Below are 24,816 nucleotides of genomic sequence, written 5' to 3' on the forward strand. Positions count from 1 at the left end.
CAACGCCGACAGAAGCGCACAAAGGTACTGGTCGCTGTTTTGGACAGCGAAAAAGCCGTTACAACGGCTGCACGTTAATAGACTGTGCTTATCCGACCCTCGCCTGTTGCCGTCCCGGCTTGAACACCAGATATTGTGGCAATCTCTTCGGCTCATACAATTTGACGTATATTGCCATAGAAGGTCAACGCCCTTTTTCAGCCAAATTTGAAATCTTTTTTGTTGACCAGACCCAGACACGAGGAGTGTGAAACTCAAGGTCCGATTCCTCCACAGGCTCGCCTTCGGTAAATTTTCGGTCACAACTCGAAGTCTCAAATCGAATTACCGTTTTTACCAGCATAGTTATCTGTATTTGATCAACCAACGCCGCGCTGGTTAGGCTGTAAAGGAATCATCTTCGCCGGGTCTGTCGAACCCACGCTGAACGACCAAAGGTTCACTTCGGAATGAGAAAGGCCAAATGAATGAAGTTGCTTCGCTTTATCCCCGCGTTGGCCTGTATCGTGGCCTGCACGCCACAAGAAACGCCCACCCCGTCACGTAGCGCGCTGTTCGAAACGCAGCCTCAAAGGTTGTTTGAGGCATTTGAATCCAGTTGTTCTGGACCCGGCAAGGTATTTGAGAAAATCGGCAAACAGGCTTTTGAGTGCAGCGAATACCTGCCCCCAAAAGCGGCAGCCTATTTGATTCTGAACTATGACGGGTTTCCGCAGGACCTGCCCCAAAGTGTCATGCGCCTGACATCGTCAAAAACAGGTTCCGGCTATCGCGTCGACGCACGATCGTACTATAAAGTGCCGCAGAAAACCGGAGCAATCGTTGAGGTTCCACTGGAAAGTGACGCGCTGGATCAGGCGATCAGCTCGTTGTATCTGGCGATGGGCGGAACGCCCACATGAGAATGTGAAGGAAGTGGTCGGGGCGGCAGGATTCGAACCTACGACCCCCTGTACCCAAAACAGGTGCGCTACCAGACTGCGCCACGCCCCGGACCGTGCGCCTTCCTAACGATGACAATCTGATTTGAAAAGCCCTAACAGGGCCAAATCGCAGGACCTTGCGAAAAAATTTCGTGCTGCATCTGAGTGCCGACGCCGATAGAGTAGCGCGCGGACAATCCGGCATTGATTTCCAGCACCGCAAAAACGGCATCCCCACCTTCAATCGGTGTCAGATCGCCGGGAATCGCACGCTCATGCACGTGTGACACTGTGCCCGTACGGTCCAAAAATATCATGTCGAGCGGAATCAGTGTGTTCTTCATCCAGAACGCGACAGGTTGCGGTGGATCGAACACGAACAGCATACCGGATCGATTCGGCAACGACTCGCGAAACATCAACCCCTTTGACCGTTCCTGAGGCGTAACCGCAATTTCCACGTCAAATCGGATTGTCGCGCTGTCGTTTCGGAGAGTGATATGATCAACGCTGCACGCAGCAAACGCCCCCCCTGTCCACAGTGTGATCAGAAGTGTCCAGAATACCAGAAAACGAGTCATCGAAGTGTCAGCCGTCCAGCGCGGCTTCCCAGGCGAGAACCTGCGCCGCCATTCGGCCGCGCTTGCCATCAATTACGCGCATCGCAAGCGCCTCTCCGGGCTGGAGGTCAGCAAGCCCCGAGCGCCGCAACACTTCGATATGCAAGAACACGTCTTCACCGCGCCCAAAAACATTTGCGAACCCGAAGCCCTTGCCTTTGTCGAACCACTTCACCCGCGCGGCCTCCAGAGGGGCTTCTGCAATAGCGTCCGGATCCAACTCGGCGAAATCGGCCAACATCATCGACTCGGCGCGCGCTGGCGGGTCAATTGCAACAACCTCAACCGCCTGAACACCTCTGTCCGTGCGGTGTGTCATGATCTCGATACCCGCTCCGTCCGCGACGGAACTTTGGCCGAAATTGCGCAATACGTTCACATGCAACAGAATATCCGGGCCGCCTTCGTCAGACACAACAAAGCCGTATCCCTTGGCGGGATCGAACCATTTCACGTGTCCACGGACGCGATACATGTTGTTCAGGTCTTCTGGCACGGTTTTCCCATCGCGAATTTTAGCAGTTCGTTAAGGGTCTGTTGTTTATGGGATTGGCGGGCAAATTCAAGCTGAAAAAATCGTTTACTTTCTGCCTGTTGCATTTCACGACACGTGAACGTCATGGATTCAACCTTTCAACATGCCATGCCGATCCCGGCTCAATTCGTTTCCATCTGAACCGGTCATGCAAGCGAAATGCTCCATCAGCCCAGAACTCAATCTCTGTCGGCGTTAATCGGTACCCGCCCCAGAATGGAGGACGAGGTGGATTCGGCCCAAGTTTAGCGGTCACTTTCGCGACCTCTGCCATCAAAGCTGTCCGACTTGAAAGCGGTTGTGACTGCTTTGAAGCCCAGGCACCCAACCGGCTTTTCAATGACCTTGATGCATAATACGCATCAGCCTGGGGCCCGTTTTCACGACATACTGTACCACGAACACGAAGTTGACGCCGCAAAGATTTCCAATGCATTACAAATGCAGCTTTTTCCGACGTATCCAGCTCATTCGCTTTGACGCTTTCGTAGTTTGTATAGAATACAAATGAATCCGCTTCGATTTCTTTCAGCAAAACCATGCGTGCATTTGGCAAACCATCCGGGTCAACGGTTGCAAGCGCAATCGCATTCGGATCATTCAATTCAGTTTCTTCAGCCTCAGCTAACCACCGGGCCGCAATTTTAAACGGATCGGAGCCAGCAAAGATGCCATCACGCTCGGTCATTTCCATCCCCTGGAAAGTATTAATGACGAGCCTAAGGCGAGAACCCGCTGCGAGCAAGAGCGCACGGCCTTGATGCAGCGCTACCAATGGCATAAACCATGCCAATCTAACGCGAAGACAGGCGGAGAACCAAACATGTCAAATCAGTTGATGGCCGGCAAACGTGGCCTCATCATGGGACTGGCCAATGACAAATCAATCGCATGGGGAATCGCCCGCGCCTTGTCCGAAGCCGGAGCTGAACTTGCCTTTTCTTATCAGGGTGACGCTTTAAAAAAACGTGTGGACCCGCTGGCTGCGCAATTGGGCAGCGAAATCGTTCTGCCCTGCGACGTGAGCGATGAGGCTTCAATTGATGGGCTTTTCTCGGCGCTGGAAGAGAAATGGGGCAAGCTGGACTTTATCGTTCACGCCATCGGTTTTTCTGACAAGAACGAATTGCGTGGACGTTATGTGGATACCAGCCGGGCCAATTTCACGCTGACGATGGATGTCTCCGTCTATTCGTTCACCGCGGTTATGCAGCGCGCGGAAAAGATGATGTCCGAAGGCGGCAGTGCCATAACACTGACCTATTACGGAGCCGAGCAGGTGATGCCCCACTATAACGTGATGGGTGTTGCCAAGGCCGCGCTGGAGGCGTCAGTAAAGTATCTGGCCGAGGACCTGGGCAAGGACGGTATTCGCGTGAACGCGATCTCGGCCGGCCCGATCAAAACCCTGGCTGCCAGCGGCATTGGCGATTTTCGCTACATCATGAAATGGAACGAGTACAACTCTCCGCTGCGCCGCAACGTGACCATTGACGATGTCGGCAAGTCGGCCCTGTACCTGTTGTCGGACCTCAGCAGCGGCGTCACCGGAGAGAATCTGCACGTGGATTCGGGTTACCATATTGTCGGAATGAAGGCCGTTGACGCCCCTGATGTGGAAAAAGGTTAAGAACATGAGCGCTAAGGACCGCCTGCCGCACGAAAAAGGATTTCACATCAGCTGGGACCAGATCCACCGCGACTCGCGCGCATTGGCGTGGCGTCTGGACGGGCAAGGCCCCGATGATGGCAGCTGGCGTGCTGTTGTGGCGATCACCCGTGGCGGCATGGCCCCTGCGATGATCGTCAGCCGGGAACTGGATATTCGTACTGTCGATACGGTCAGCGTCAAATCCTACCACCATCAAGCTCAGGGTGAGGCGGAAGTTCTGAAAGCACCCGATGCCAAGTTAATGGGCGACGGAACCGGAATTCTGATCATCGACGATCTTGTGGACAGCGGGAAAACCCTGGAACTGGTTCGAGAGATGTATCCGAACGCGCATTTTGCGACGGTTTATGCCAAGCCCAAGGGACGCCCTATGGTGGATACGTTCATCACCGAAGTCAGTCAGGACACATGGATCTTTTTCCCGTGGGACATGGCCCTTCAATATGTCGAGCCCTATCGCGGCACCGATTGAAATCAGATCAGTAGGCAGCACATGACGCTCAGCCGGACCGCCGCAACATTCGCGCCGCCAGTGATGGAAGCGCGCCGATGGCTCGAGGGCGTTGCGTTCCCACCCGAACGCCCGCTGATCAACGTAAGCCAGGCGGCGCCGGTTGACCCGCCGCCGCTGGCCTTGCGCGAGGCTATGGCCGAATTTACCGTGCGCGAAGACCATGCGCATCTTTATGGCCCTGTGCTGGGAAACGACAATCTTCGCGCGGAACTGGCTGCGCAGATCAGCACGCACTACGCAGCAAGGGTTGGGGCACCTCAGGTTGCTATCACCTCAGGCTGCAATCAGGCGTTTTCAGCGGTGATATCGGCCATCACCGGTGAAGGGGATGAGGTCATTCTACCAACCCCTTGGTATTTCAATCATAAAATGTGGCTGGATATGTCAGGTGTCCACGCTGTGGACCTGAAGACCGGCGACGATTTGCTGCCCGATCCTGAGCGCGCGCGCGCGCTGATCACGGACAAAACACGTGCCATCGCTCTGGTCACGCCCAACAATCCCGGCGGCGTTGAATACCCGGCAGACCTTGTCCGCGCCTTCTTTGAGCTTGCGCGCGAAACCGGGATTCACCTGATCGTCGACGAAACCTACCGTGACTTCGACAGTCGCAGCGGGCCACCACATGACCTGTTCCAGCAACCAGACTGGGATCAGACGCTGATCCACCTTTATTCCTTCTCCAAGGCCTACAGGCTGACGGGCCACAGGGTCGGCGCAATTGCAACGGGCACCGCACTTCTGGCTGAGGTCGAGAAGTTTCTCGACACTGTTGCCATTTGCCCCGGTCAGATCGGACAGTTCGCCGCGCTTTGGGGTATGCAAAACTTGTCGCAATGGCTGGCAGGCGAACGCGACGAAATACTCGACCGTCGCGCTGCCATCCTTGAGAGGATACCCGCACTGGAAGCTAAAGGCTGGCGTCTTTTGGGCCTTGGGGCGTATTTCGCCTATCTGGAGCACCCGTTTGACATTCCGTCTGACGAGCTTGCCCGGCGTTTGGTGCGTGAAGCCGGTGTTCTGTTATTGCCCGGTACCATGTTCATGCCCGCTCACCACCCGGACGGGAAACGGCAAGTACGCGTTGCCTTCGCCAACCTCGACCGCACAGGTTTGGGCCAATTGTTCGAACGGTTGCAGGGCCTGTCCTTCTAAGCTTGCCCCCCGGCGGTGTGCGTCGTATTCAAGGCGGCAACCGACAGGGCAGAACGCTGCCGTAATAACAAGAGGGCACCATGGCCGCAGGCGCTAAAAGTCTTTCGAAAACCTTTGTCTGGATTCTGATGGGCATGCTCATGCTGGGGCTCGCGGGGTTCGGTGCTGTCAACCTGAGCGGCACAGTCCGTACCGTGGCGCAGGTTGGTGATGAAAGCATCTCGATCGATGATTTTGTCCGCGAGTTGCAGCGCGAGATCCGCGCGGTTGAGGCGCAATCGGGTCAGCCCCTGCAAATGTCGCAGGCACGGGATCTGGGGCTGGACCGAAACGCGCTTGCCCGCCTGACGGCCTTGGCGGCGCTGGACAACGAGGTGAGCCAGCTTGGGATTTCCATAGGCGATGAGAACCTGCAAAAAGAGATCGTGTCAGTTCCGGCCTTTCAGGGCGTAGACGGCAGTTTCGACCGCGAGGCATACCGCTTTCAGCTTGAACAGGTCGGCATGACGGATTCCGAGTTCGAGACGGACCTGCGCAAAGAATCCGCCCGTACGATCGTTCAAGGTGCGATCATGGGGGGTGTGGAAATGCCTGCCACCGTGACAGAAACGATGGCCAACTACATTGGCGCCCGTCGCAGCTTTACCGTTGCGACGGCAGGGGCCGAGGCATTGGAAACCCCCGTGGCCGAACCGACTGACGCGCAGATTCAGACCTTCTATGACGAAAACGCTGAACAGTTCACCCTGCCCCGCACGAAACAGCTGACTTATGCGATTCTGTCTCCGGCCATGTTGGTGGACACGGTTGAGGTTGACGAAGATTCCCTTCGCAAACTTTTTGAAGAGCGGTCGGACGAATATAATCAACCGGAACGCCGTCTGGTTGAGCGCCTGAATTTCCCGGATGAACAAGCAGCCAACGACGCCAAGGCGCAACTTGAGGTCGGCGGAACGACCTTTGAACAACTGGTTCGTGACCGTGATCTGGAACTTTCCGATATCGATCTCGGCGACCTGACGCGTGAGGATCTGGGCGAGGCCGCCGACGCCGTGTTCGCGGCAGAGCTTGATGCTGTTGTCGGCCCTCTGCCATCGGTATTTGGCCCCGCCCTGTTCCGTGTCAACGGATCCCTGGCTGCAAACAGCGTTCCCTTTGAGGAGGCCGAACCGGCCCTGCGCGAAGAACTGGCGACAGAACGCGCCCGCCGCCTGATCGAGTCTCAGTCCGAAGACATAAACGACATGCTGGCTGGCGGTGCGACTCTGGAAGAACTGGCAAATGAAACCGAAATGGAACTGGGTCAGATCGACTGGACCCGAGACAGCGCCGAGGACATAGCGGCCTATGACGGGTTCCGCGCGGCGGCCGAAGCCGTGCAAGAAGGAGATTTCCCTGAAATCGCATTTCTCGAAGATGGATCGATCTTTGCCTTGCGCCTGAACGACGTTCTGCCGCGTCGCCCTGAACCACTGGAAAGCGCACGCGACCGTGTCGCCGCTGCCTGGGTACAGGCAGAGACCAACAAAGCCTTGCTGGACAAAGCAAACGCCGCACTGAGCCAACTGGCCACTGATGGTGACTTCGCTGCGACTGGCCTGCCCTTCCGCGTTGAAAACGCACTGACGCGTACCGCGTTTCTTGATGACGTCCCCGCCAGTTTCATGAATGAAGTGTTCCAGATGGAACTCGGTGAGTTGCGCGTCATTGGAGGAAATGGTGCAGCCTTGCTGGTGCGTCTGGACGAGGTTCTGCCCCCCGAGGATTCCGACGAACTGCGCCGGTTGCGCGACGCACTGGCAACGCAGATGGATCAGGCGCTGTCACAGAATATTTTTGACGCATACGTACGGGACGCTCAGACCCGCGCCCGCCCGGTCGTGGATCAGCAGGCGCTGAACGCCGTGCAGGCGAGCTTTTAAGCGAGACCAAGATGGCCCTGACACCCGATTTCGATACCTTCGCACGCGCCTATGAAGCGGGCGAAAACCAGGTGGTTTACACACGTCTCGCCGCCGATCTGGACACACCCGTGTCGTTGATGCTCAAACTGACGGGAGCGCAGAAAGATGCGTTCATGCTGGAGTCGGTTACGGGCGGTGAGGTGCGTGGCCGCTATTCGATCATCGGCATGAAACCGGACCTGATCTGGCGCTGTCACGGTGAAACGTCCGAGTTGAACCGCTCGGCGCGGTTCGACGCCGACGCCTTTGCAGCGCAGGATGGCAATCCAATGGACAACCTGCGTGCCTTGCTGGCCGAAAGCCGTATCGAGTTGCCAGACGACCTGCCTCAGGCTGCCGCCGGGCTGTTTGGATATCTGGGCTATGACATGGTTCGGCTGGTCGAATACCTGCCGGACGTGAACCCCGATCCGCTGGGGCTGCCAGATGCGATCATGTTGCGCCCGTCTGTTGTCGCAGTATTGGATGGCGTCAAAGGCGAGGTGACGGTGGTTTCACCCGCCTGGGCCAGCGACGGTCAATCTGCCAAAGCTGCCTATGCGCAGGCGGCCGAGCGTGTGATGGATGCGGTCCGCGATCTGGAACGTGCGATGCCCGCCGAAACCCGTGATCTGGGCGACGCGCGCGAAATTGCGGCGCCGGTGTCGAACTTCACCAAATCCGGCTATATGGAAGCAGTTGAAAAGGCCAAGGAATACATCCGTGCTGGCGATATCTTCCAGGTAGTTCCAGCGCAGCGTTGGACGCAGGATTTTCCGCTGCCACCTTTTGCGCTTTATCGTTCGCTGCGGCGCACCAACCCCTCGCCGTTTATGTTCTACTTCAACTTCGGCGGTTTTCAGGTCGTTGGGGCCAGCCCCGAGATTCTGGTGCGGGTGTTCGGCAGCGAAGTCACCATTCGCCCGATTGCAGGCACACGTCCCCGTGGCGCGACCCCCGAGGAAGACAAAGCGAACGAGCTTGACCTGCTGGCCGATAAGAAAGAGCTAGCCGAACATCTCATGCTTCTGGACCTCGGGCGCAATGATACCGGCCGCGTGTCCAAAATCGGCACAGTTCGCCCGACCGAAGAGTTCATCATCGAACGCTACAGCCATGTGATGCACATCGTGTCGAACGTGGTGGGTGAGCTGGCGGAAGACAAAGATGCGCTGGACGCCTTCTTTGCCGGGATGCCTGCGGGCACCGTCTCGGGTGCGCCGAAAGTGCGGGCGATGGAGATCATTGACGAGCTTGAGCCGGAAAAACGCGGCGTCTATGGCGGTGGTGTTGGCTATTTCAGCGCAGGCGGTGACATGGACATGTGCATTGCCCTGCGCACGGCCATCGTGAAGGATCAGAAACTCTATATTCAGGCTGGTGGCGGTGTTGTCTATGACAGCGACCCCGAGGCCGAGTTCATGGAGACTGTTCATAAGTCAAACGCCATACGGCGTGCGGCGGAAGATGCCGCTCGGTTCACCGGAAACGGCAACAGTTAAAAAAAAGGGCGGCTGATCAATTGATCACCGCCCTGTTTCAAGCTGTCACTGTACCTGTTTCATCAAGACGGCCGAGATCGGCGCCATCGCTACCCGGCTGCCGCGATCCTCAAGACCCCACAGCAACAGGGCCGAGATTGTCTCGGGCCGTACGCGCCCCAGCATGACAACGGTTCCTTCCTGACCAGCCCGGAACGCGGCCTGATCCAGGAACCGGCGCATGATTCTGGGATCCTGTCGCGCCCCATCGATATCGCGGAACACAACGCTGGACGGAATGCCATTGCGAACCGCCAACTTCTGGACAGTGTTCAGCCCATTGTCCTGTGTGATCAACCCGCGTCCGGTTCCGGCAGCAATTGCCGCGACCTGATCGGCCAGCTTGCGGTTTCCCTGAATGCCACTGTTCACGCCTTCCAGAATACCCACTGTTTCAGGCAATGTATCCAGCCACACGGACAGGGAAACTTCGGCATCCTGCGCACTCGCGGCTTCGGGCAGGTCCGCAAGGGCCAGAACTTCGAACCCCGCCGCGCGGTGCCGTGCCATCTTTTCCGCCGCATCCGGATCAGACGGGTTCACGGCAAAGCTGATCGGGTAAGGGAAATCCTGCAACGCTTCGGCCCCGAACGCGCCTTCGTCATCAATCAGAATGATCGACATCAGCGGCTTAGATTCCGGGTTCTCGAACTTGGCGGCAAAACGTTCAATCGGTTTTTCCGCAGATGGCTGTTCGGAAATCGCCTGTTCTGCAACAGGCTCATCATCGCGTTCCGTCAAAGGCAGGATACGTTTTCCGACAATCGAACTGGCACTTTCTTCCTGTTCTCCCCCGATCTGAGGCAGCGCAGCAATACGCGGAAGCTCTCGGGGCAAGGTATCTTCATCCCCTTCCACCGCAATCGGACTGCTTTCAAATGAATTATCAGTCGTAGTGTCTTTTGTTTGTGGTTCAGCCTCTACCTGTGGCAACGGATTTGGTTCGGGCTCAAGAACTGCGACCTCGGTTGTGTCAGACTCGGTCGGCGGCGTGGGGGTTTCATCAATTACAACCGGCACGGACTGTTCCTGCTGAACTGCGGGTACCTGGCTAGGCTCGGGCGGCGCAGCGGGGGCTTCGGTCATGACAGACACTTCGGTCGCGACCGATGCAGCGGGCTCGTTCGGGGCCTCAGCCGCTTTGCCAACCTCGGGCTGCGGCTCGGATGACGCTTCCAACCCGGACAAATCAGCCAGATCTTCGCTGGCATTATCGGCGGCTTCTGGCGCACGCGGGGCCAGTTCCACCAGATCGGCATCAGAAACATCCTCGGCAAGTTCAGTAGGCGCCTCTGGTGTTTCTGAAATCGTCGGCGCTGGTGCTTCGGTCGCAACAACCGGTGTGTTGACCATCGGCGTGTTGAGCGACACGACCGCACCCAAGATCAAAACAACGATCGCCCCTGCGACCATTCCTCCGAAAAATCCGCCCATATTTCCTGCCTTTCGCCTCTTTTCCCTGCCTCGCCCTGCTCTGCGCCATCTGGTGTGGCGCTCGGTCAATTGGAGGCGTCAGAAACCGTATGTCCTCTTGACGCTGCCGTCCAAGCCTGAGCATGTATGTGCGGACATTATACCGTGGCCCGGGGTTGCATCGCCAGCCCGAAATGCCCAAGCGAAGATAAGTGCCCATATGCTGCTGCTGATCGACAACTACGACTCGTTTACCTACAATTTGGTACATTATTTGGGCGAACTTGGTGCCGAAATGGTCATTCGCCGCAATGATGCGCTGGATGTGCAAGAAGCAATGGCCATGAACCCGGCTGGGATCCTGCTAAGTCCCGGCCCCTGCGACCCAGATCAGGCGGGCATCTGTCTGGCTCTGACCGAAGCGGCGGCCGAGACCAAAACACCCCTTTTGGGGGTTTGTCTTGGGCATCAGACCATTGGACAGGCGTTCGGTGGCAAGGTGGTTCGGTGCCACGAAATTGTGCACGGCAAAATGGGCATCATGCACCACACCGGAAAAGGCGTCTTTGCTGGCCTTCCATCGCCCTTTGAAGCCACACGCTACCATTCGCTGGTGGTCGAGCGTGAGACGCTGCCCGACTGTCTTGAGATCACAGCCGAGCTGGAAGACGGCACGATCATGGGGCTGCAACACAAGGAACTGCCTATTCACGGTGTTCAGTTCCACCCTGAATCGATTGCTTCCGAGCATGGTCACGCCCTTCTCAAGAACTTCCTGCAAGAACTGAAAGTCCCCGCATGAGCGACGCGCTGAAACCGTTGATCGGAGCAGCCGCCGATCGTCCGCTGACCCGTAAAGAGGCCGAGACCGCCTTTGGCATCCTGTTCAACGGCGAAGCCACGCCAAGCCAGATTGGCGGGCTGTTGATGGCCATGCGTACAAGGGGGGAAACGGTTGATGAATATGCCGCGGCCGCGGCTGTGATGCGCGCCAAGTGCAATGCCGTGCGGGCGCCCGAAGGGGCGATCGACATCGTTGGCACGGGCGGAGACGGGAAAGGCACCCTGAACATCTCGACCGCGACTGCATTTGTCGTCGCAGGTGCTGGCGTGACAGTCGCAAAACACGGCAACCGCAACCTAAGCTCCAAATCCGGCGCAGCGGATGCATTGGGGCAAATGGGTATCAACGTTATGGTTGGACCACAAGTTGTTGAAAGTGCTCTGAAAGATGTCGGTATCGGTTTCATGATGGCACCGATGCATCACCCGGCCATTGCGCATGTTATGCCCTCACGGCAGGAACTGGGAACGCGCACGATTTTCAATATCCTGGGCCCGCTGACCAACCCTGCCGGTGTCAAACGGCAACTGACGGGTGCCTTTAGCCGCGAGCTGATCCGCCCCATGGCTGAAACACTAGGCTTGCTGGGGTCAGACCGCGCGTGGCTGGTACACGGATCGGACGGGACAGACGAGTTGACGATCACCGGTATCAGCTGGGTTGCCGCTTTGGAAGATGACGTGATCAAAGAGGTCGAGCTGCACCCCGAGGATGCTGGCCTGCCTGTGCACCCTTTCGAACACATCCTCGGCGGAACCCCTGAAGAGAACGCCATCGCATTTCGTGCGCTGCTGGACGGCACCCCGTCCGCGTATCGTGACGCAGTGTTGCTGAACTCTGCCGCGGCATTGGTTGTCGCTGATGCGGCAAGTGATCTGCGCGAAGGTGTGGCCATGGCCGCCGAGAGCATCGACAGCGGTGAAGCCAAAAACAAAATTACGGCCTTGGCCGCCAAGACTCAGGAGGCCGCATGACCGAAACCGTTCTGGACAAGATCAAAGCCTACAAACTGGAAGAAATCGCAGCAGACAAGGCTCAGAAGTCCTTGGAAACGCTGGAAAGTGACGCACGTGCCGCTTCGGAAACCCGCGGGTTTGCCGCAGCGCTTCAAGCTGCGTCCCGGCAAGGTTACGGCCTGATCGCTGAGGTCAAGAAAGCCAGTCCCTCCAAGGGTTTGATCCGGCCTGATTTTGATCCACCTGCCTTGGCCAAGGCATATGAAGAAGGCGGTGCTGCGTGTTTGTCCGTGCTCACCGACACGCCCAGCTTTCAGGGTGCCAAGGAATATCTGACACAAGCGCGTAACGCGACATCTCTGCCCGCTTTGCGTAAGGATTTCATGTATGACCCTTATCAGGTGGTCGAGGCACGTGCTTTGGAAGCCGACTGTATTCTGATCATCATGGCATCTGTCAGCGATGATCAGGCAGCCGAGTTGGAACAGACCGCTTTTGATTGGGAGATGGATGTTCTGATTGAGGTGCACGACGAAGCCGAGCTTGAACGCGCAGCCCAACTGAAAAGCCCATTGATTGGCATAAATAACCGCAATCTCAAAACCTTCGAGACCACTCTTGATACAACACGACGCCTGTCCAAACTGGTACCGGCAGACCGTACTATCGTGTGTGAAAGCGGGTTGGGCAACCCGGAAGATTTGCGGGATATTGCGCGCTATGGCGCCCGGTGCTTTTTGATCGGCGAAAGCCTGATGCGCCAGGACGATGTCGAAGCGGCCACCCGCCACATCCTGTCCAATCCGCTTATCCCCGGAGTGATGTGATGCCGCTTACCCATTTCGATGCTCAAGGTCAGGCGCACATGGTCGACGTCTCGGGCAAAGAGGTCACAGATCGCATAGCCGTAGCTGTAGGTCACGTGAAAATGGCGCCGGAAACCTATGGAATCATTTCAGAACAACGCGCAGCAAAGGGCGATGTTTTGGGCGTTGCCCGCCTGGCCGGTATCATGGGTGCAAAGAAGACGCCGGATCTGATCCCGCTCTGCCATCCTTTGCCAGTGACCAAGGTTGCCGTTGAACTGACCCTCGACCCGGATCTGCCGGGTGTTCAGATCGAAGCGACAGTCAAGACGTCAGGTCAAACCGGAGTTGAAATGGAGGCCCTGACCGCCGTTTCCACCGCAGCCTTGACTGTGTACGATATGACCAAAGCCGTCGACAAAGCGATGGAAATTGGCGGCATTCATGTAAGCCTCAAAGACGGCGGAAAATCAGGACGTTACGAGGCGAAATGATTACCGTCGAAGAAGCGCGCGCCCTGCTGTTCGATCTTGTCAGCCCTCTACCTTCGGAACAGGTTCCACTGGCCCAGTCTGCGGGACGTGTTCTGTCACACGAGGTTGTGGCAACGCGCGACCAGCCGCCATTTGCCGCATCATCGATGGATGGCTACGCCGTCAAAGCCGACGAAGTCGAGCTTCATGCCATGTTCAAAGTGGTGGGAGAATCCGCCGCGGGCCGTCGTTTCGACGGCTCAGTAGGCCCCGGTCAGGCCGTACGTATCTTTACCGGCGCTCCGGTTCCCGAGGGCTCAGACTTCGTTGTGATTCAGGAAGATACCGACCGGCGTGGCGATCTGATCACGATCACAGACGACCCCGGCCCCAAAACAAACATCCGCCCTGCCGGTGTGGATTTCATGGCAGGCGCGCCCATCACGGCACCGCGTATGATCCGCGCCGAAGACGTTGCCCTGATGGCTGCGATGAATATCGCGCAGGTCCCGGTTTCTCGAAAACCCGTGATTGCCCTGATCTCGACCGGCGACGAACTTGTCATGCCCGGCGAAGAACCGGGACCGGACCAGATTATCGCGTCGAACACGTTTGGATTGCGGGCATTGCTTGAGGGGCTCGGTGCTGTGGTTCGTGTCCTTCCGATTGCACGGGACACGGTTTCATCGCTTGAGACTGCGTTTGACCTGGCGCGAGGGGCCGATCTCGTCGTGACGATTGGCGGTGCGTCGGTTGGTGACTACGACCTTGTGTCTGATGTATCGCAGGGTTTGGGGATGGACCGGTCTTTCTACAAGATCCGAATGCGCCCCGGAAAACCCCTGATGGCTGGTCGCATGGGTGGCACCGCGATGGTCGGACTTCCTGGGAACCCGGTCAGCGCGATGGTCTGTGGCTATCTGTTCCTTGCCCCGATGGTGCGCCGGATGCTGGGGTTGGAATTGGTTCTGCCGCCCTTTCGGTCTGCCCACTTGACCGAACCACTGACAGAAAACGGCCCGCGCGAGCATTACATGCGCGCGGTTCTGGGCGAAACGGGTATCCGGGCCTGTGCAGATCAGGACAGCTCTCTCCTTAGCGTTCTGGCGCAGGCAAACGCCCTATTGGTCCGTCCCCCGAACGATCCCGCCCGCAAGACCGGGGAAACGGTTCAGTACCTGCCGATCTGAACTTCGCCCAAATTCATTGACACAAAACGTGAACATGCGTAGAACAAAAGAAAACGCATGAGCGACGAGGTGTGAGCAATGCTAACCAAGAAGCAATTGGATTTGTTGAAATTCATCCAAAAACGCGTGCAGGCGGACGGTGTTCCGCCCAGTTTCGATGAAATGAAGGCCGCGCTTGACCTGCGGTCGAAATCCGGCATCCACAGGCTGATCACTGCACTGGAGGAACGCGGCTTTATTCGTCGCCTCGCGCATCGTGCCCGCGCGATTGAAATTGTGAAACTTCCCGAAAGCCTTGGCGGTGAACCAACTGCCGGTTTTTCACCTCGCGTGATCGAGGGTGACAGGCCCAAAGGTCCCCGCCCGACCAATATTGAGCCGGTTGCGGTGGATGCGCTGGAATTGCCGGTGATGGGTCGGATCGCGGCGGGTGTCCCCATTGAGGCGATCAGCCATGTGTCCCATCACGTAGCGGTCCCCGGCCCCATGGTTTCCGGAAAAGGCCAGCACTATGCGCTAGAGGTTCGCGGCGACTCGATGATCGACGCGGGCATCAATGACGGGGATGTGGTCGTCATCCGCGAAACCGCGACTGCTGATAACGGTGATATCGTGGTTGCACTGGTAGAAGATCAGGAAGCGACGCTGAAACGCTTTTTCCGCCGCGGCAACGCTATTGCACTCGAAGCGGCCAACCCGGCTTATGAGACGCGCGTTCTTCCCGAAGAAATGGTCAAGGTTCAGGGTCGCCTAGTCGGTCTGATCCGCACCTATTGACCCGGCTTTAAACGACGGTCCCCTGCGGGCTTCGGGGACCAGAGCCGTTGGCCTGTCAGTTCTGCGCTGGAAGTCAGCTTTCCGTCCGACAATGACAGGCTGCCGGTTTCGCTCAGGTGATCCGGATCGAAGATGGCGCACGCGCCCGCAAGGGGCAGCGCGACCGTCGAAACAATGATCTGGTTGTGTTTGCATTCGTCGAACGCGCGCGCGGCCTTTTTGCCCGAAATATGGATGATTTCCATATCCTGATAAGGGTATCGCTGAACGGTGCTGCTATCCGGCCATCGGCCTGCTGCCGCAATCTGATCAACACCGTCACCGTCATTCTCCAGCCAGACGCTGGCGACAAACCCACTGCCTTTGCTTTTACTCAGGGCCCGACCCTGAGAGGTCATCACGCCGACCAACCCCCCGTTTTCTGCAATCAGAACATCTGGCCTGTGGCCCGAATTCCAAAGCAAAAATGAAAGAATGACGGGCCCGACCCCGTACCAACGCGCCCGCCCTTGCCACAAGGCCAGCCACAAAGCCCCAACAGCAACAAGTGGCAATACATACCAGGACGGACTGACTACAAAACCCTGAGCACCGCCGAGATGTGACACCCAGTTTGACACCCACAGGATCCAATGCAGAGCCCAGCCCATTACGGTCAGCGGGACAGCCTCCAACCCAAATGGGGCCGCCAGTGCGGCGATAACCGCCGCTGGTACAACAACAAGGCCCATCACGGGCACGGACAGCAGATTCGCCAACAGTCCATAGTGAGACATCGTATTGAAATGCGCAGCGCCAATTGGGGCCGTGGCAAGCCCGGCTATCGCCGAGGACATAACCACGCCAGCAATCGGTTTTAACCAATTCGGGCCCGGTAACGGACCCACCTTTTGCAATGCACCGAAGACGGCGACCAATGCTGTCGTTGCGGCAAAGGACATCTGAAACCCTGGGCTAAGCAGCGACTCGGGCCAAAGAACCAGAACGATCAGCGCAGCAACAGAAACCGCACGCAATGAAATCGCACGCCTGTCGATCAACACGGCCCCCAGCATGACACTGACCATGACATAGGCGCGTTCGGTTGCGATATTCCCGCCGGACAACAGCAAATAGAGCGTTGCCGCGATCAGCGCGAACACAGCCGCAACTTTTCGAACAGGTAGCCTCAATGCCACGTAGGGGATCAGTGACAAACCAATGCGACAGGCCACAAAAACAAAACCCGTCAGTAACCCCATGTGAAGTCCGGAAATGGCAAGCAAATGCGCCAGGTTCGACGCGCGCAGGGACAAGAGCGTCTCTTGCCCCATACCACTGCGATCACCTGTGGTGACGGCAGCAGCAAACCCACCGATTTCTCCGGGCAGGATTTGTTTCACTCGCCGCGATATCGCCATTCGGATTGCGGTAATCCGAACACCGCCAATACCGTCTTTGGCTGGCGCAATCGTCAAAACAGGAACGCGGGTATACCCGACCGCACCCAACCCCTGAAACCAGGCATGGCGACGAAAATCGAACCCGCCAGGTTCAACCGGGCCCTGCGGCGGCGAAAGATGCGCTGTGGTCATGATCCGTTGGCCAGGCGCAAAAGGGTCTGTCGTGCCATGAACAGAAAGACGGATGCGTCGCGGCCTGCGCTCATTCGGTACGTCCCCTACGCGCACCTGATCGAGCGTCAACCGCAACGCATCCGAGGCAGACCGATCCATGGCGACGACCCTCCCCTCGACAGGGCCATAGTACCGCCAGGACAGAACCGGTTCTGCCACCATATGGGCGCGAGTACCTGCCAGTATTACACCGACCGCAATCAGCGCCCCCCCGGTCGCTAACGTTCCCACCCCCGGTGGCAGCCGGCGGCTTAAGGCAAAAAGAGCCAGGAACAAGCACGACAGACCTGCATATACCGGCCAGCCGGGCTCGCTCCGGGCACCGAAATAGAGACCGATCCCCGTTGCCAGCATGACTGGCGTCCACGGAAACAGGTAACCTGTCTGGTGCAGCAGCGCGGCCTCGACCCGTGCAAGAACACGCATGGTTGCCCCCGTCCTTCGGGCTCGTTAGACAGGCGTCAAACTATGCCAGATACGGTTACCAAAAGGTTAATCCTCAACATGTCCGAACAGGTCGTCACACGTTTTGCCCCCTCGCCCACAGGTTTTCTGCACATCGGTGGCGCGCGCACCGCATTGTTCAACTGGCTTTACGCCCGCGGACGTGGTGGAAAGTTCCTGCTGCGGATCGAAGACACCGACCGGGAACGCTCGACCCCCGAGGCGACCGCCGCGATCCTTCAGGGCATGGAATGGCTGGGACTGGACCATGATGGCGATGTAATCAGCCAGTTCGAAGGAGCTGCCCGGCATGCTGAAGTCGCGCACCAGCTTCTGGCCGAGGGAAAGGCATATAAATGCTTCTCGACGCAGGACGAAATTGCCGCCTTTCGTGAACAGGCACGGGCCGAGGGCAAGTCGACCCTGTTCCGCAGCCCCTGGCGTGACGCTGATCCTTCAGCACATCCCGACCTGCCATTTGTCGTTCGCATCAAGGCTCCGCAGGACGGCACAACAGTTATCCGCGATCAGGTTCAGGGCAACGTGACCATTCGCAACGACCAACTGGATGACATGGTTTTGCTGCGTTCCGACGGGACACCGGTCTACATGCTGGCGGTGGTGGTCGACGATCATGATATGGGTGTTACCCATGTCATTCGCGGCGACGATCACCTCAATAACGCGGCGCGCCAGATGATGATTTACGAGGCGATGGGCTGGGATGTTCCGGTCTGGGCCCATATTCCGCTGATCCACGGGCCAGACGGTAAGAAACTGTCCAAACGCCATGGCGCGCTTGGCGCGCAGGAATACCAGGCCATGGGCTATCCCGCCGCTGGAATGCGCAACTATCTGGCCCGCTTGGGCTGGAGTCATGGTGACGATGAATTCTTTACTGATGCACAGGCAAAGGACTGGTTTGATCTGAACGGCATCGGCAAAAGCCCTGCCCGGTTTGATCTGAAAAAATTGGAAAACCTGTGTGGTCAACACATCGCCATCTCCGATGATGCTGCGCTGCGGCGTGAAATCGAAGCGTACTTGGCCGCTGCCGCTTTACCGCCCCTGACAGATTCACAATCCAGTGATTTGGAACGTGCGATGTATTGCCTCAAGGATCGGGCGCGGACTTTTCCTGAACTCCTTGAAAAGGCTCATTTTGTTCTGGCATGTCGCCCGATTGTTCCCGACGGGAAAGCGGCAAAGGCGCTGGCATCTGTATCCGACGGTATACTGGGAGAATTGACGCCGCAGCTGCAAAATGCTAGCTGGTCTCGGAACGAACTGGAGGAGACCCTGAATTCCTTTGCCGAGTCAAAGGAGCTCACGTTCGGCAAGCTGGCTGGCCCGCTCAGGGCCGCGTTGGCTGGTCGGGCCGTCACGCCTTCGGTTTTTGACATGATGCTTGTGCTGGGACGGGATGAAACCCTGGCGCGGCTTTCAGAAGCAGCGAAGTAACCCGAATTTCATAAACGGGTAACGCTGCTCCGCTAACACCCGGACTGCGCGAAAGCGCGCAGTCGTTGCCCGCACTGCCCGAGGTTCCTTTGGCGTGCGCATGAATGAAGAAGGGATACCCATGACTGACAGCAACAAGACAGCCACTCTGACCGTTCACGGCAAAGAGTATGAGTTGCCGGTTCATTCCCCGACCGCCGGTCCGGATGTCATTGATATTCGAAAGCTTTACGGTCAGGCAGGTGTATTCACCTATGACCCCGGTTTCACTTCGACAGCAAGCTGCGACAGCACCATAACCTTTATCGATGGTGAAAAAGGCGAGTTGCTGCACCGCGGCTATCCAATCGACCAACTGGCCGAAAAATCGCACTTTCTTGAGGTCTGCTACCTTCTGCTCTATGGAGAGTTGCCGGTCGCAAAAGATCTGGAGAAATTCGAAACCACAATCACCCGCCACACCATGCTGCATGAGCAGATGCAGTATTTCTACCGTGGTTTCCGCCGCGACGCGCACCCGATGGCCATCATGGTCGGTGTTGTCGGTGCGATGTCGGCCTTCTATCACGATTCGACCGATATCGCGGACCCGCACCAGCGCGAGGTCGCCTCGCATCGCCTGATCGCCAAAATGCCGACAATCGCAGCATGGGCTTTCAAATACCACACAGGGCAGCCCTTCGTGTATCCGCGCAATGACTTGGACTATGCGTCGAACTTCCTGCGCATGTGTTTCAGCGTTCCCGCCGAAGAATATGAGGTCAACCCGATCCTCAGCCGCGCGATGGACCGTATCTTCACGCTTCACGCGGACCACGAGCAAAATGCGTCAACGTCTACCGTGCGTTTGGCATCGTCATCGGGCGCAAATCCGTTTGCATGCATCGCCGCCGGCATTGCTTGCTTGTGGGGACCGTCCCATGGTGGCGCCAACCAGGCATGTCTGGAGATGTTGGAAGAGATCGGTACCGTTGATCGCATTCCCGAATTCATCGCCCGCGCCAAAGACAAGAACGACCCGTTCCGCCTGATGGGCTTTGGCCACCGCGTGTACAAAAACTTTGACCCACGGGCCAAGGTGATGAAGCAGTCGGCCGACGAGGTTCTGGATCTTCTGGGCATTGAAGACAACCCGAAACTGCAGGTCGCTAAAGAGCTGGAACGCGAAGCGCTGGAAGACCCGTATTTCGCCGACAAAAAGCTGTTCCCGAACGTTGACTTCTATTCGGGTATCATCCTCGAGGCGATGGGTTTCCCGACCTCAATGTTCACACCAATCTTCGCACTTTCACGGACCGTTGGCTGGGTTAGCCAGTGGAAAGAGATGATTGAAGATCCACAGAACAAAATCGGCCGTCCGCGTCAGCTGTATCTGGGTGAGACACTGCGCGACTACGTGGACATCGAAAACCGCTGAGCCATTAGGGTTCGCAATCAATCCAGAAGGCCCCGGTTAAACCGGGGTCTTTTGCTTTCGTTACTGAAGCAGCGGACGGTTCGGCATTTGGTTTCAGAACAAGCTCATTTGATCCCCGGGTTGCGGCGGAACTGCAAACAGGCCGCATCTTAACGGAGCGGATTTGATCGAAAGCCCCAGTCTTTTGCAGGTTTTAGCAAACCTCAGGGCGATGAGCTCGGCGTATTCCCCCTCACCCCGCATCCTGTGCCCCCAGCGCGGATCATAGTCGCGCCCGCCATGCATTTCACGCAGCTTGGACATGACCTTTTCTGCACGGGCGGGTTCGTGCTCTGCCAGCCAGTCCTGCCAAAGATGAGAGACTTCGCGGGGCAATCGCAACATGATCCAGCTTGCCGCATCTGCGCCCGCCTCTTTTCCAGCGTCCAACAGGCTCTCCAACTCATGATCTGTCAGCCCAGGCACAATAGGCGAGGTCATCACGCGAACCGGAACGCCCGCATCGGTCAACGCTCTGATCGTCTGCAACCGACGCGCCGGAGACGGTGCGCGAGGCTCCATCCGCCGGGACAGACCTGCATCCAGCGTGGTGAGCGATATACCAACCCGCGCCAATCCCCGGCTGGCCATGTCAGCCAGAATATCCAGATCACGCTCGATCAATGTTCCTTTGGTCACGATTGCGACCGGGTGGTTGAATTCTTGCAAGACCTCAAGGCACGACCTTGTAATCAGGCGGTTTTTTTCGATGGGCTGGTAAGGGTCAGTGTTTGTCCCGATCGCGAGCGTGGCGACCTTGTAGGACTTTGCCGACAGTTCCTTGCGCAGAACGATGCTCATGTTGGGGCGCGCAATAAGGCGGGTTTCGAAATCCAGTCCTGCGGACAAGCCCAGATAGGCATGGCTTGGTCTGGCGAAACAATAGACACAGCCATGCTCACACCCCCGATATGGGTTGATCGAACGATCAAAAGGCAAATCAGGTGAACGGTTATAGGTGATAGCACTGCGCGCCACCTCATCCCGCGTCTCGGTTCGCAAGGGCGGCAAGTCTTCATCGATGTCCCACCCGTCATCAACAGCCTGCGTTGCAAACCGTTCAAACCGCCCGGTCGTATTGGACGTCACCCCCCTTGCTTTGATGATATGCCCGATGCTCACGGCACATATGTTCCCTTTTTGTTCCTATCTCACGATAAGCCTGAAACGAATCCTGTGCAAGCCAGCACCGCGAAGAAACCGGGAAGCATTGATGAAAAATAAACAGGATAATATTGCAGACTTTTCAATCGAGCCGGTGCCATTTTTGGCATATAGGTCGGTCCCGAAACGACCAACGTCGCAATCGTCACAGTCAGAATGCGACGTTTTGGCCAAAACGGAAAAAATGCCACCACGGGCCGATGGCCCGCCCAGCACAGGGAATACCCCATGTCCGACGAAGAAGATATCGTCCTGTCCGAACTGAATGATGACGAACTGGTCGATCAGATGTTCGACGATCTCTATGACGGATTGAAAGAAGAGATCGAAGAAGGCACCAATATCCTGCTGGAACGCGGATGGACGCCGTATGACATCCTGACCAAAGCTCTGGTTGGCGGCATGACCATTGTGGGCCATGACTTCCGCGACGGCATTCTGTTCGTTCCCGAGGTTCTGCTGGCAGCCAACGCGATGAAAGGCGGCATGTCGATCCTCAAGCCGCTGCTGGCCGAAACCGGTGCTCCGCGTGTTGGCAAGATGGTCATCGGCACCGTGAAGGGTGACATCCACGATATCGGCAAGAACCTTGTGTCGATGATGATGGAAGGTGCAGGATTCGAGGTTGTCGATCTGGGAATCAACAACCCGGTCGAGAATTACCTGGAAGCACTGGAAACGGAACAGCCCGACATTTTGGGTATGTCCGCCCTGCTGACCACCACGATGCCCTACATGAAAGTCGTTATCGACACCCTGGTCGAACAGGGCGTGCGCGACGATTATATTGTTCTGGTCGGTGGCGCGCCGCTGAACGAAGAGTTCGGCAAAGCCATCGGTGCAGACGCCTACTGCCGTGACGCTGCGGTTGCAGTGGAAACCGCCAAGGATTTCGTGGGCCGCAAGCACAACCAACTGGCTGGCTAAGACCTTTAAGGTTTTTCTTAAAAGGCCGCCCCGTTTCGGGCGGTCTTTTTCGTTTCAGCGCTCCGCCCCTTCATGAGGTGTATCGATTATCCGTTTGTAAACGAAAGTGCGGTTAAAAACCGAAACGTCCAAGTTTCGGGGGTTCCGTGCCGCAGTCTTTCACAGCCATTTCGTTGGGCAAACTTGCCGATATCGATATCGCCGAGGGCAACAATGTCGCCGAAAACGCCTCTGCCCTGGTTGGGCAAACCTTTGGTCACGCGGACGCGCCGCTGGCGCATAACAGCGTGACGTGGAACGTGGTTGGAAACTCCGGCTCTGCCTATGACATGAACAACATGTCTGCCAATGATCGGTTTTCGATCGACGGCGGCAAGCCGCAAACCTTTGATGGCACATCAGTGTACCACGCCACCGTCACTTATTTTGACGGCACAAGTGCAAACATTACTGCCGTTGTCGCGCAGGATGTGGATGGCAACACATATTTGGTGCCTGAGTTCTCGGCCAATGCAGATCAAGCCGCTCTGGAAGCGGGGCCTATACATTCGATCACCTTCAACAGCCTTGCTGGCAATCGATATTCAGGCATGGTGTCCAGCCGTGAAGACTGGGACCTGGTCCCCTGCTTTACCTCCGGCACGCTGATCAGAACCCGCAAAGGGGAACGCCCAGTGGAAACGCTGCGCCCCGGCGACTGGGTGGAAACCCTTGATCACGGGTTTCAAACGGTGCGCTGGGTCGGGCAGCGGCGGGTTCAGGCGGTTGGCGTGTTCGCGCCGGTCCTGTTCAAGGCAGGCGCGCTTGGGAACACCCGCGATCTTCTGGTGTCGCAGCAACACAGGATGCTGATCCAGAGCTGGCGCCTGGAACTGCATACCGGCCAAAACGAAGCACTGGCCCCCGCCAAACACCTGATCAACGGACATGACATCATCCTCAAACCCGGCGGGATCGTAACCTACATTCACATTCTGTTTGATCAGCATGAGCTGCTCTGGTCGGAAGGCTGCCTGAGCGAGAGCTTTCATCCCGGTGCCCAAAGCTGGAACGCCCTTGAACAGTCAGCCCGACAAGAGATCCTGTCCTTGTTCCCCGAGATATCAAAGCAAGGTACTGTCGCCTACGGCCCGCCCGCTCGGCCTCTGTTATCGGCATTCGAAACACGAACGTCGGCAGCCTGACACGAGATGTCGGAAGAAGGCTTGCCTGCAAGCTGTTTTCATTCTCTTGTGCTATGAGCCCATAAGGATGCCGATCCATGCCAAGCGATACGTTACCAGATGATGCAAGCCTGACGACCAAAGGCTATGACGGCGTGGAAAACGCAAGCATCCTGCTGATCGCCTGCGGGGCGCTTGCGCGCGAAATTCTGGATATCAAAACGCGCAACGGCTGGGATCACATGGCGCTGACCTGCCTGCCTGCAATCCTGCATGTTCATCCGGAACGGATCACCCAAGCAGTTGAAGACAGCGTGGCCAAACACCGCGACAGGTTCGAAAAAATCTATGTGGTTTACGCCGATTGCGGAACCGGAGGTCTGCTGCAATCCGCTTGTGAAAAACTGGGCGTCGAGATGGTAAAAGGCCCTCATTGCTATTCGTTCTTCGAAGGCAATCAGGCCTTTCAGGAACGCGGCGAGGACGAAACAACTGCCTTCTACCTGACTGATTTTCTGGCCCGCCAGTTCGACGCATTTGTCTGGAAACCACTGGGTCTGGATCGCCACCCGGAACTGCGGGACATGTATTTCGGCAATTACACCAAACTGATTTATCAGGCCCAGATCGACGATCCGAAACTGACCGAACGCGCACGGGAATGCGCGGACCGCATGGGATTGGCGTTCGAACGGCGTTTCACCGGCTACGGCGATCTGGAAACCACTTTGTCAGACTGGGCAAACCGCCCTGAGTGACCTCAGGCGTTTTCCTGCGCGACCTGGCGGATGCGTTCAATCATGGCCCGCAGACCATTGGACCGCTGCGCTGACAGATGATCGTTCAAGCCCAATCGGGCCAGTTCCGCTGCCGCATCGACCTGCGGCACCTCGGACACCGGCAGACCGTTGTATAGGGACCGAAGCACGGCGATCAGCCCGCGAACGATCAGCGCGTCACTGTCACCATCAAACTTGAACACACCTGCTTCGATCATCGGGTGCAGCCAGACCTGACTGGCGCAGCCGTGAACCTTTGTCGCCGGAACCTTCAACGCGTCATCCAAAGGCTCCATCGCCTTGCCCTGTTCGATGACATGGCGATACCGGTCTTCCCAGTCTTCGAGAAACTCGAAATCCTCGACAATGTCTTCAAAGGCAGGCGTGGCCATGGCGCAGTGATCCTTTCGTTGAAATCACAATGTGACCTATGCCGACGACCAC

24 protein-coding genes and 1 tRNA gene are annotated in these 24,816 nt (G+C 57.2%); 17 read left to right on the forward strand and 8 right to left on the reverse strand.

What is annotated here, in order from left to right; genetic code table 11:
* Positions 1-467 precede the first annotated feature (467 nt).
* A complete protein-coding gene (locus tag ACR0M3_RS02180) occupies positions 468-902 on the forward strand; it encodes a hypothetical protein (RefSeq protein ID WP_480545550.1) in 435 nt (144 codons plus the stop codon).
* A gap of 14 nt (positions 903-916) precedes the next feature.
* Here ACR0M3_RS02180 and ACR0M3_RS02185 read toward each other — a convergent pair.
* From ACR0M3_RS02185 to pdxH, 4 genes are all read right to left on the reverse strand, one after another.
* A tRNA-Pro gene (locus ACR0M3_RS02185) sits at positions 917-993 on the reverse strand.
* A 43-nt stretch (positions 994-1,036) separates the two neighbouring features.
* Positions 1,037-1,504, reverse strand: coding sequence for a DUF192 domain-containing protein (locus ACR0M3_RS02190; protein ID WP_480545549.1), 468 nt, complete (start codon positions 1,502-1,504; stop codon positions 1,037-1,039).
* 7 nt (positions 1,505-1,511) lie between these two features.
* The gene (locus tag ACR0M3_RS02195; protein WP_245220458.1) at positions 1,512-2,018 is read right to left on the reverse strand and encodes a cold-shock protein; all 507 of its coding nucleotides are present in this window, start codon (positions 2,016-2,018) and stop codon (positions 1,512-1,514) included.
* A 142-nt stretch (positions 2,019-2,160) separates the two neighbouring features.
* Positions 2,161-2,766: a pyridoxamine 5'-phosphate oxidase gene (gene pdxH, locus ACR0M3_RS02200; protein WP_480480787.1), complete on the reverse strand. Its 606-nt coding sequence runs from the start codon at positions 2,764-2,766 to the stop codon at positions 2,161-2,163.
* Positions 2,767-2,901: 135 nt separating this feature from the next.
* Between pdxH and fabI the strand changes: the two genes are divergently transcribed.
* The 5 genes from fabI (at position 2,902) to trpE (ending at position 8,864) form a co-directional block, all read left to right on the forward strand.
* Positions 2,902-3,708, forward strand: a complete 807-nt coding sequence (fabI, locus tag ACR0M3_RS02205; protein ID WP_267365343.1) for an enoyl-ACP reductase FabI — start codon at positions 2,902-2,904, stop codon at positions 3,706-3,708.
* A 4-nt stretch (positions 3,709-3,712) separates the two neighbouring features.
* Complete coding sequence (gpt, locus tag ACR0M3_RS02210) at positions 3,713-4,222, forward strand: xanthine phosphoribosyltransferase (RefSeq protein WP_267365342.1); 510 nt, start codon at positions 3,713-3,715, stop codon at positions 4,220-4,222.
* A 21-nt stretch (positions 4,223-4,243) separates the two neighbouring features.
* Positions 4,244-5,419, forward strand: coding sequence for an aminotransferase (locus tag ACR0M3_RS02215; RefSeq protein ID WP_480909510.1), 1,176 nt, complete (start codon positions 4,244-4,246; stop codon positions 5,417-5,419).
* 80 nt (positions 5,420-5,499) lie between these two features.
* A complete protein-coding gene (locus ACR0M3_RS02220; protein ID WP_480909512.1) occupies positions 5,500-7,341 on the forward strand; it encodes a SurA N-terminal domain-containing protein in 1,842 nt (613 codons plus the stop codon).
* 11 nt (positions 7,342-7,352) lie between these two features.
* Complete coding sequence (gene trpE / locus ACR0M3_RS02225) at positions 7,353-8,864, forward strand: anthranilate synthase component I (protein ID WP_480909515.1); 1,512 nt, start codon at positions 7,353-7,355, stop codon at positions 8,862-8,864.
* Between the two features lie 45 nt (positions 8,865-8,909).
* Here trpE and ACR0M3_RS02230 read toward each other — a convergent pair whose 3' ends face one another.
* A complete protein-coding gene (locus ACR0M3_RS02230) occupies positions 8,910-10,337 on the reverse strand; it encodes a divergent polysaccharide deacetylase family protein (protein ID WP_480564597.1) in 1,428 nt (475 codons plus the stop codon).
* A gap of 199 nt (positions 10,338-10,536) precedes the next feature.
* Here ACR0M3_RS02230 and ACR0M3_RS02235 point away from each other — a divergent pair, with 199 nt between their 5' ends.
* The 6 genes from ACR0M3_RS02235 (at position 10,537) to lexA (ending at position 15,362) form a co-directional block, all read left to right on the forward strand.
* Complete coding sequence (locus ACR0M3_RS02235) at positions 10,537-11,118, forward strand: anthranilate synthase component II (protein ID WP_480472961.1); 582 nt, start codon at positions 10,537-10,539, stop codon at positions 11,116-11,118.
* Positions 11,115-12,134, forward strand: a complete 1,020-nt coding sequence (gene trpD, locus ACR0M3_RS02240; protein ID WP_480909519.1) for an anthranilate phosphoribosyltransferase — start codon at positions 11,115-11,117, stop codon at positions 12,132-12,134. The genes ACR0M3_RS02235 and trpD overlap by 4 nt, the downstream gene beginning before the upstream one ends.
* Positions 12,131-12,943 carry an indole-3-glycerol phosphate synthase TrpC gene (trpC, locus tag ACR0M3_RS02245; protein ID WP_480909521.1) on the forward strand — a complete coding sequence of 271 codons (813 nt, stop codon included), beginning with the start codon at positions 12,131-12,133 and terminating at the stop codon, positions 12,941-12,943. The genes trpD and trpC overlap by 4 nt, the downstream gene beginning before the upstream one ends.
* On the forward strand, positions 12,943-13,416 hold the full coding sequence (gene moaC, locus ACR0M3_RS02250; RefSeq protein WP_267364518.1) for a cyclic pyranopterin monophosphate synthase MoaC: 474 nt from the start codon (positions 12,943-12,945) through the stop codon (positions 13,414-13,416). Before trpC ends, moaC begins: the two co-directional genes overlap by 1 nt.
* A complete protein-coding gene (locus ACR0M3_RS02255) occupies positions 13,413-14,585 on the forward strand; it encodes a molybdopterin molybdotransferase MoeA (RefSeq protein WP_480485523.1) in 1,173 nt (390 codons plus the stop codon). Before moaC ends, ACR0M3_RS02255 begins: the two co-directional genes overlap by 4 nt.
* 78 nt (positions 14,586-14,663) lie before the next feature.
* Positions 14,664-15,362, forward strand: coding sequence for a transcriptional repressor LexA (lexA, locus tag ACR0M3_RS02260; RefSeq protein ID WP_267364515.1), 699 nt, complete (start codon positions 14,664-14,666; stop codon positions 15,360-15,362).
* Here the strand turns inward: lexA and ACR0M3_RS02265 are convergent.
* Positions 15,356-17,404 (reverse strand): ComEC/Rec2 family competence protein, encoded by a 2,049-nt coding sequence (locus ACR0M3_RS02265; RefSeq protein WP_480909524.1) that lies wholly within the window; start codon positions 17,402-17,404, stop codon positions 15,356-15,358. The two genes, lexA and ACR0M3_RS02265, sit on opposite strands and share 7 nt — an antisense overlap.
* A gap of 78 nt (positions 17,405-17,482) precedes the next feature.
* Between ACR0M3_RS02265 and gltX the strand changes: the two genes are divergently transcribed.
* Positions 17,483-18,883, forward strand: a complete 1,401-nt coding sequence (gene gltX / locus ACR0M3_RS02270) for a glutamate--tRNA ligase (protein ID WP_480909844.1) — start codon at positions 17,483-17,485, stop codon at positions 18,881-18,883.
* 121 nt (positions 18,884-19,004) lie between these two features.
* Positions 19,005-20,300 carry a citrate synthase gene (gene gltA / locus ACR0M3_RS02275; protein WP_480485519.1) on the forward strand — a complete coding sequence of 432 codons (1,296 nt, stop codon included), beginning with the start codon at positions 19,005-19,007 and terminating at the stop codon, positions 20,298-20,300.
* A gap of 93 nt (positions 20,301-20,393) precedes the next feature.
* On the opposite strand, the gene ACR0M3_RS02280 is transcribed toward gltA, so the two are convergent.
* Positions 20,394-21,461: a PA0069 family radical SAM protein gene (locus ACR0M3_RS02280; protein WP_480493089.1), complete on the reverse strand. Its 1,068-nt coding sequence runs from the start codon at positions 21,459-21,461 to the stop codon at positions 20,394-20,396.
* 270 nt (positions 21,462-21,731) lie between these two features.
* On the opposite strand from ACR0M3_RS02280, the gene ACR0M3_RS02285 reads away from it, so the two are divergent.
* From ACR0M3_RS02285 to ACR0M3_RS02295, 3 genes are all read left to right on the forward strand, one after another.
* Positions 21,732-22,430, forward strand: a complete 699-nt coding sequence (locus ACR0M3_RS02285; protein ID WP_209503809.1) for a corrinoid protein — start codon at positions 21,732-21,734, stop codon at positions 22,428-22,430.
* Positions 22,431-22,576: 146 nt separating this feature from the next.
* On the forward strand, positions 22,577-23,614 hold the full coding sequence (locus ACR0M3_RS02290) for a Hint domain-containing protein (protein ID WP_480909526.1): 1,038 nt from the start codon (positions 22,577-22,579) through the stop codon (positions 23,612-23,614).
* 77 nt (positions 23,615-23,691) lie between these two features.
* Positions 23,692-24,351: a DUF1638 domain-containing protein gene (locus tag ACR0M3_RS02295; RefSeq protein ID WP_480480760.1), complete on the forward strand. Its 660-nt coding sequence runs from the start codon at positions 23,692-23,694 to the stop codon at positions 24,349-24,351.
* 2 nt (positions 24,352-24,353) lie between these two features.
* Here ACR0M3_RS02295 and ACR0M3_RS02300 read toward each other — a convergent pair whose 3' ends face one another.
* Positions 24,354-24,764 (reverse strand): SufE family protein, encoded by a 411-nt coding sequence (locus ACR0M3_RS02300; protein ID WP_267367543.1) that lies wholly within the window; start codon positions 24,762-24,764, stop codon positions 24,354-24,356.
* Positions 24,765-24,816 lie beyond the last annotated feature (52 nt).

This window comes from Ruegeria sp. O5, assembly GCF_056535105.1.

Bases quoted from the DNA above. Each gene is read 5' to 3' on its own strand.
- ACR0M3_RS02180 (WP_480545550.1), top strand. From the start codon at position 468: ATGAAGTTGCTTCGCTTTATCCCCGCGTTGGCCTGTATCGTGGCCTGC.
- ACR0M3_RS02190 (WP_480545549.1), bottom strand. From the start codon at position 1,504: ATGACTCGTTTTCTGGTATTCTGGACACTTCTGATCACACTGTGGACA.
- ACR0M3_RS02195 (WP_245220458.1), bottom strand. From the start codon at position 2,018: ATGTATCGCGTCCGTGGACACGTGAAATGGTTCGATCCCGCCAAGGGA.
- pdxH (WP_480480787.1), bottom strand. From the start codon at position 2,766: ATGACCGAGCGTGATGGCATCTTTGCTGGCTCCGATCCGTTTAAAATT.
- fabI (WP_267365343.1), top strand. From the start codon at position 2,902: ATGTCAAATCAGTTGATGGCCGGCAAACGTGGCCTCATCATGGGACTG.
- gpt (WP_267365342.1), top strand. From the start codon at position 3,713: ATGAGCGCTAAGGACCGCCTGCCGCACGAAAAAGGATTTCACATCAGC.
- ACR0M3_RS02215 (WP_480909510.1), top strand. From the start codon at position 4,244: ATGACGCTCAGCCGGACCGCCGCAACATTCGCGCCGCCAGTGATGGAA.
- ACR0M3_RS02220 (WP_480909512.1), top strand. From the start codon at position 5,500: ATGGCCGCAGGCGCTAAAAGTCTTTCGAAAACCTTTGTCTGGATTCTG.
- trpE (WP_480909515.1), top strand. From the start codon at position 7,353: ATGGCCCTGACACCCGATTTCGATACCTTCGCACGCGCCTATGAAGCG.
- ACR0M3_RS02230 (WP_480564597.1), bottom strand. From the start codon at position 10,337: ATGGGCGGATTTTTCGGAGGAATGGTCGCAGGGGCGATCGTTGTTTTG.
- ACR0M3_RS02235 (WP_480472961.1), top strand. From the start codon at position 10,537: ATGCTGCTGCTGATCGACAACTACGACTCGTTTACCTACAATTTGGTA.
- trpD (WP_480909519.1), top strand. From the start codon at position 11,115: ATGAGCGACGCGCTGAAACCGTTGATCGGAGCAGCCGCCGATCGTCCG.
- trpC (WP_480909521.1), top strand. From the start codon at position 12,131: ATGACCGAAACCGTTCTGGACAAGATCAAAGCCTACAAACTGGAAGAA.
- moaC (WP_267364518.1), top strand. From the start codon at position 12,943: ATGCCGCTTACCCATTTCGATGCTCAAGGTCAGGCGCACATGGTCGAC.
- ACR0M3_RS02255 (WP_480485523.1), top strand. From the start codon at position 13,413: ATGATTACCGTCGAAGAAGCGCGCGCCCTGCTGTTCGATCTTGTCAGC.
- lexA (WP_267364515.1), top strand. From the start codon at position 14,664: ATGCTAACCAAGAAGCAATTGGATTTGTTGAAATTCATCCAAAAACGC.
- ACR0M3_RS02265 (WP_480909524.1), bottom strand. From the start codon at position 17,404: ATGCGTGTTCTTGCACGGGTCGAGGCCGCGCTGCTGCACCAGACAGGT.
- gltX (WP_480909844.1), top strand. From the start codon at position 17,483: ATGTCCGAACAGGTCGTCACACGTTTTGCCCCCTCGCCCACAGGTTTT.
- gltA (WP_480485519.1), top strand. From the start codon at position 19,005: ATGACTGACAGCAACAAGACAGCCACTCTGACCGTTCACGGCAAAGAG.
- ACR0M3_RS02285 (WP_209503809.1), top strand. From the start codon at position 21,732: ATGTCCGACGAAGAAGATATCGTCCTGTCCGAACTGAATGATGACGAA.
- ACR0M3_RS02295 (WP_480480760.1), top strand. From the start codon at position 23,692: ATGCCAAGCGATACGTTACCAGATGATGCAAGCCTGACGACCAAAGGC.
- ACR0M3_RS02300 (WP_267367543.1), bottom strand. From the start codon at position 24,764: ATGGCCACGCCTGCCTTTGAAGACATTGTCGAGGATTTCGAGTTTCTC.